We start from the raw sequence: 4380 nt of genomic DNA, 5'->3' as shown, positions 1-4380 counted from the left end.
ATGCCACATGTTAGCATGACTCATTATTTAACCTTTCGATTATGTTCGAGATCCAGCAAGTAGCATCTCGACAATTGTCAAAAAACGCTCTAAAGATCGAAAGCGCAGTTAAATAAAACTAAGAGAGCAGATCTCTCTTAGTTTCCAAAGCACTTTTTAATATGTTCTTCAGATGCTGGTTTTGTGAGAAGGCTGACACCTACAGCAAAGAAAATTGAAAGCGGTGTAGCCACCAGTATAGGGTCCACCAATGTCCATGTTCCTGTAAGTAATGTTGCCTGACCGAAGATCGCCTGGCTTATTCCCAGTGCAGTAGCTTCTTTGGCATGTACGAAAGTGAGCCAGAAAAGGCTGCTGAAAGTGCCTACCAGCAGGCTTGCAATCGCTCCTTCTTTTGTCATGCGTTTCCAGAATATGGCTCCTGCGTACATGGGCAGGAAAGCAGCAGCCGTCAAACCAAAGAAAATAGCTGTTGCCCTGGCAATGATACCTATGGGAAGAGTGTAGGCAAGAATGACACTTATGACAATAGTAATGGCAATACCCAGTTTTGTTATGCTTATTGTATGTCCGATCTTTCCACGCATTATGGATTCTCTGTAGAGGTCGTGGCCTATGGCAGTGCCCATATTATGGAATAGTGAACTAAGGGTTGACATGGCTGCTGCCAGAAGTGTCAGCATGAAGAACACTACGAATATGTCAGGCATAGCGCTGTTTATATACTCAGGCATGATCTTGTCGATATTTCCGCCAGCCACATCCATGGACAGCATGCCTTTGGTGTTGATAAAATACACGTTGGACAAAGCTCCTACTACGTATGCGACCCCGACCATCATGAAGATAAAAGGTCCGCCGGAGAGCACTGCTCTTTTGAGCGAGGTGGTATTCTTAACGGTCATGAACCTCACAGCCAGCTGAGGCTGGGCCAATACTCCTACTCCAACTCCAAGAACGATTGTTGAGACCAGGGTCCACCATATAGGGGAACCAAAGGCCGGCATCGAGGTCCAGCCCGTATGTCCCTGCTGTGCCATGGCTTCAGGTACCATAGATGCGAGATTGGTGAGTGCCAGGTGGGCTGAGGTTACCCCCCCCAGATTCACATAGGTGAATACCATGAGGATCGCCATACCTACGAACATAAGAGTTCCCTGCATTGCATCTGTGTACATCACAGCTATGAGGCCACCGGTGATCACGTAAGCTGCGGTTATAATTGTAAGTAAAAGCACAGAGGTGTTGTAATCAATGCCCAGAGCTGTTTCCATGAACCTGGCTCCCCCAATAAGTACACTGCTTGCATAAAGGGGCATAAACAGAGCTATTAAAAGGCCTGAAAACCCCTGGATAAAGCGGGACTGGAACCTTTTACCAATGAGTTCGGGAAAAGTAACGGCTTTCAGGTTCACTCCCATTCTTCTGGTCCTTGAGCCAAATACAACGAATGCGATGAATATCCCGACAAAGATGTTCATGAAGACCAGCCATAATATCCCCATTCCGAAGGCACCGGCATAACCTCCGAATCCGATTATCGCCGAGGTACTGATAAAAGCTGCTCCATAGGACAGTGCCAGCACAAAAGGATTCACTTTCCTGCCTGCCACCATGAAGTCATCGGTGCTTTTGGTCTGTTTGTATCCCATCCAACCTAAATAGAAGGTGATCATGAGATAGATGAGTACAGCAATTCCAAGAACTATACTGCTTGCCATCAGCTTTCCTCCAGGGGATCTTCGTCGTTCCAGTGCATCAGTCCATATATTATGCAGCCCAGAGCACTTAGCACACTGAGCAAATATGCCAGCCATATCTGTGGATCATTGATTCCAAACATCTACATATCTCCTTTTATTATAATGCCATTTGTTAGCATGGCTCATTCTTTAATCTTTCGAAGATTATCGGGACCTTCCAAAGCGGTTTTATTATAATTTAAGTTTTAAAATAAGATTTAGTATTACAAAATGATTAGTTTTTAATACTATAAAGTCGTAAAGACAACCTGCAACAATCTTCCTGAAGGCACATGTTTTTATTATTGGGGTTTTTACCCCACCCCCTCCTATCATTCTTTTTTATTGTTCCCTTTCCTCACTTTTTGTAGCACGGATGTATGACAGTTTGTCTTTTTCCCAGACTTCCACCACATATCCTGCATCCAGAAAGAGCTTTTTCCAGTCTTCCGGATATCTCTGCACATCATGATAGTGATCGACAGGTTCCGCGGCAAAGACTTCTCCACCGGGTTTCAGGACCCTTTTGATATCCTGCAGGGCTCGCGGCACATCGTCAAGGTGGTGCAGCATAAAGAAACACGTTATTGAATCGAAGTATCCCTGCTGGAAAGGCAGCTCGTACGCACTTGCCGCAACGAACTTAGTATTGATCACACCTTCTATCTTTGAGTTGAACCTGCATTGCTCTATGACGCTTTCAAGAAGATCGATACCATGCACCAAAGCATCTGGCTTTGTATTGGCTATCTTTATTGTAAGGGTTCCAACACCACATCCCACGTCAAGTATGTTCTTTCCATGCAGCATGGGGAGAATATCTTTGAAAGCCTGCTTTTTCCTGGCTTCCATATTGCTTTTGGGAAATTTTGCCTCTTCCATACGGTCAAAGGATGTGTAGGGCAAAACGCTGTAGACAGAGGCACCGTTCTCTGCCATTAATCCCCTTACATAATGCATGTTCCCTTCCTGACGGATGTAACTGACAACAGAAGCTCCGACTTGGGCACAGAACCTTCTGTTCAGTTCTTCCCGGCTCTTCGGAAAATTTATTTTCAAAGGGTCGTGGATCACTATATAATGCGAGTGTTCCTCAGTGAACAGATCATCTTCGACACCCGTGATCTCGATCCCGCTTATCGCCTGTTTCCACAGAGGCAGTATCTGCATGTTCTCTGCAGAGGCATGATTGTGAACTTTTCCTATTGCTTCGTGGTCCATGAACATTGGAACTCTGTTTTCGGATAAAAAGATGTTACTTCAGAGGGAAGGACCATGTGGATATGAATTTTTTTGTGAATGACAAGTCTTGATACTTCGTATAGTTGTCAAATTATAGTGAGTTTGTGTATAGGTAAATTATATAAATAAGTATTGATAAAATATGGTCGCCTCAATACTCAGTAACATTTTCACTAGAATCTTGGAGTATTTATGAACTCAAATGATGAAATTGCTAAGAGAATTGAAAATAAAATAGAAAAACCGATGATAACTCTTTCTTTGTTAATTATCCCAGTTTTATTAGTTGAGCTTGGAATTATTACAACTAATCCCGTCTATATGTCCCTCGCTTCAAAGATCGATGATCTGATATGGTTTATTTTTCTTTTAGAATATTTTTTATTAGTAAGTCTATATAGCAATAAGATAGAATATACTAGGAAGAATTGGTTGAATGTTCTAATAATAGTTGTTTCACCACCCGTATTATCACCGCCAGACCTTGCTTCAGTAAGAACATTGAGATTTCTCCGGGCCTTGCGCTTTTTAAGGATATTGATCCCGCTTAAAAGAGGTATTATACCTATGTATGAGATCTTTACCAAAAACTCGTTTCATCACATCTCATTTATCACGGTTCTATTTATCTTGATTTCTGGAATAATATTTGGTCAGATAGAACATGAAGATATATTTGATGGAGTATGGTGGGCAATTACAACAGTAACTACTGTAGGATATGGCGACCTATACCCTCATACTACTTATGGGAGAATTTATGCTATCAGCCTCATGTTGATTGGAATTGCATTTGCCTCCTTATTGACAGCTAACATTGCTTCTTATTTTGTAAGTAAAGATGTGTGTGATGATACTAAAAATACGATCGCTGAAAATGAATTGATACTTCAGAAGTTTGATGAACTAGTACTCAAAATAGATGAACTTGATGAAAAGATAACTAGCATGAAAGAAATATGAGCATTGAATAAGGAGAAATTTTCATGGTATTCATAGCAGTGTACAAAGATAAATGCACAGGCTGCGGTTCATGTGTCAGTACGTGCCAGAACCAGGTACTGGCCATCGAAGATGGATCATGCCAGGTCGTAAGAAAGGAAAATTGCAGGTATTGCATGGATTGTGTGGCTTCGTGTGATTTCGATGCCATTAAGGTGTTCGTCTGAAGAAGGAGCAATTCCTTCACAACAATCAGATTATGGTTGCCCCAATTTCAATGTCTATATAAGCTTTATATGAAAATTTGACAGGAAGCATGCGCCAACTATCTGGATCTCATGCGTCAAAACTTGAAAAGTCGTGGATCAGATGTATTGTGATCTGATATGAGAAAGAGAGAAAGTTGATCTTTTCAGACATGTACAGCATTTTTGTGTTTACGTAATCAGGGGTC

5 protein-coding genes are annotated in these 4380 nt (G+C 41.9%); 2 read left to right on the top strand and 3 right to left on the bottom strand.

The features are described from left to right. Positions 1-137: 137 nt before the first annotated feature. From AB7U21_RS10670 to AB7U21_RS10660, 3 genes are all read right to left on the bottom strand, one after another. Complete coding sequence (locus tag AB7U21_RS10670; protein WP_333787184.1) at positions 138-1721, bottom strand: sodium:solute symporter family protein; 1584 nt, start codon at positions 1719-1721, stop codon at positions 138-140. After that, complete coding sequence (locus tag AB7U21_RS10665; protein ID WP_333787183.1) at positions 1721-1843, bottom strand: symporter small accessory protein; 123 nt, start codon at positions 1841-1843, stop codon at positions 1721-1723. Before AB7U21_RS10665 ends, AB7U21_RS10670 begins: the two co-directional genes overlap by 1 nt. Positions 1844-2084: 241 nt before the next feature. Continuing rightward, complete coding sequence (locus AB7U21_RS10660) at positions 2085-2963, bottom strand: class I SAM-dependent methyltransferase (RefSeq protein ID WP_428388926.1); 879 nt, start codon at positions 2961-2963, stop codon at positions 2085-2087. A 213-nt stretch (positions 2964-3176) separates the two neighbouring features. Here AB7U21_RS10660 and AB7U21_RS10655 point away from each other — a divergent pair, with 213 nt between their 5' ends. Further along, a complete protein-coding gene (locus AB7U21_RS10655; RefSeq protein WP_428388924.1) occupies positions 3177-3947 on the top strand; it encodes a potassium channel family protein in 771 nt (256 codons plus the stop codon). Positions 3948-3970: 23 nt separating this feature from the next. Continuing rightward, on the top strand, positions 3971-4153 hold the full coding sequence (locus tag AB7U21_RS10650) for an ATP-binding protein (RefSeq protein WP_428388922.1): 183 nt from the start codon (positions 3971-3973) through the stop codon (positions 4151-4153). Positions 4154-4380: the final 227 nt, after the last annotated feature.

Origin of the sequence: Methanomethylovorans sp. (assembly GCF_050177135.1) — an archaeon.
Taxonomy (GTDB): domain Archaea; phylum Halobacteriota; class Methanosarcinia; order Methanosarcinales; family Methanosarcinaceae; genus Methanomethylovorans.
This window is presented reverse-complemented; position numbering and strand designations above follow the sequence as displayed.

Coding starts and splice junctions, on each gene's coding strand:
- AB7U21_RS10670 (WP_333787184.1), bottom strand. CDS start 1,721: ATGGCAAGCAGTATAGTTCTTGGAATTGCTGTACTCATCTATCTCATG.
- AB7U21_RS10665 (WP_333787183.1), bottom strand. CDS start 1,843: ATGTTTGGAATCAATGATCCACAGATATGGCTGGCATATTTGCTCAGT.
- AB7U21_RS10660 (WP_428388926.1), bottom strand. CDS start 2,963: ATGGACCACGAAGCAATAGGAAAAGTTCACAATCATGCCTCTGCAGAG.
- AB7U21_RS10655 (WP_428388924.1), top strand. CDS start 3,177: ATGAACTCAAATGATGAAATTGCTAAGAGAATTGAAAATAAAATAGAA.
- AB7U21_RS10650 (WP_428388922.1), top strand. CDS start 3,971: ATGGTATTCATAGCAGTGTACAAAGATAAATGCACAGGCTGCGGTTCA.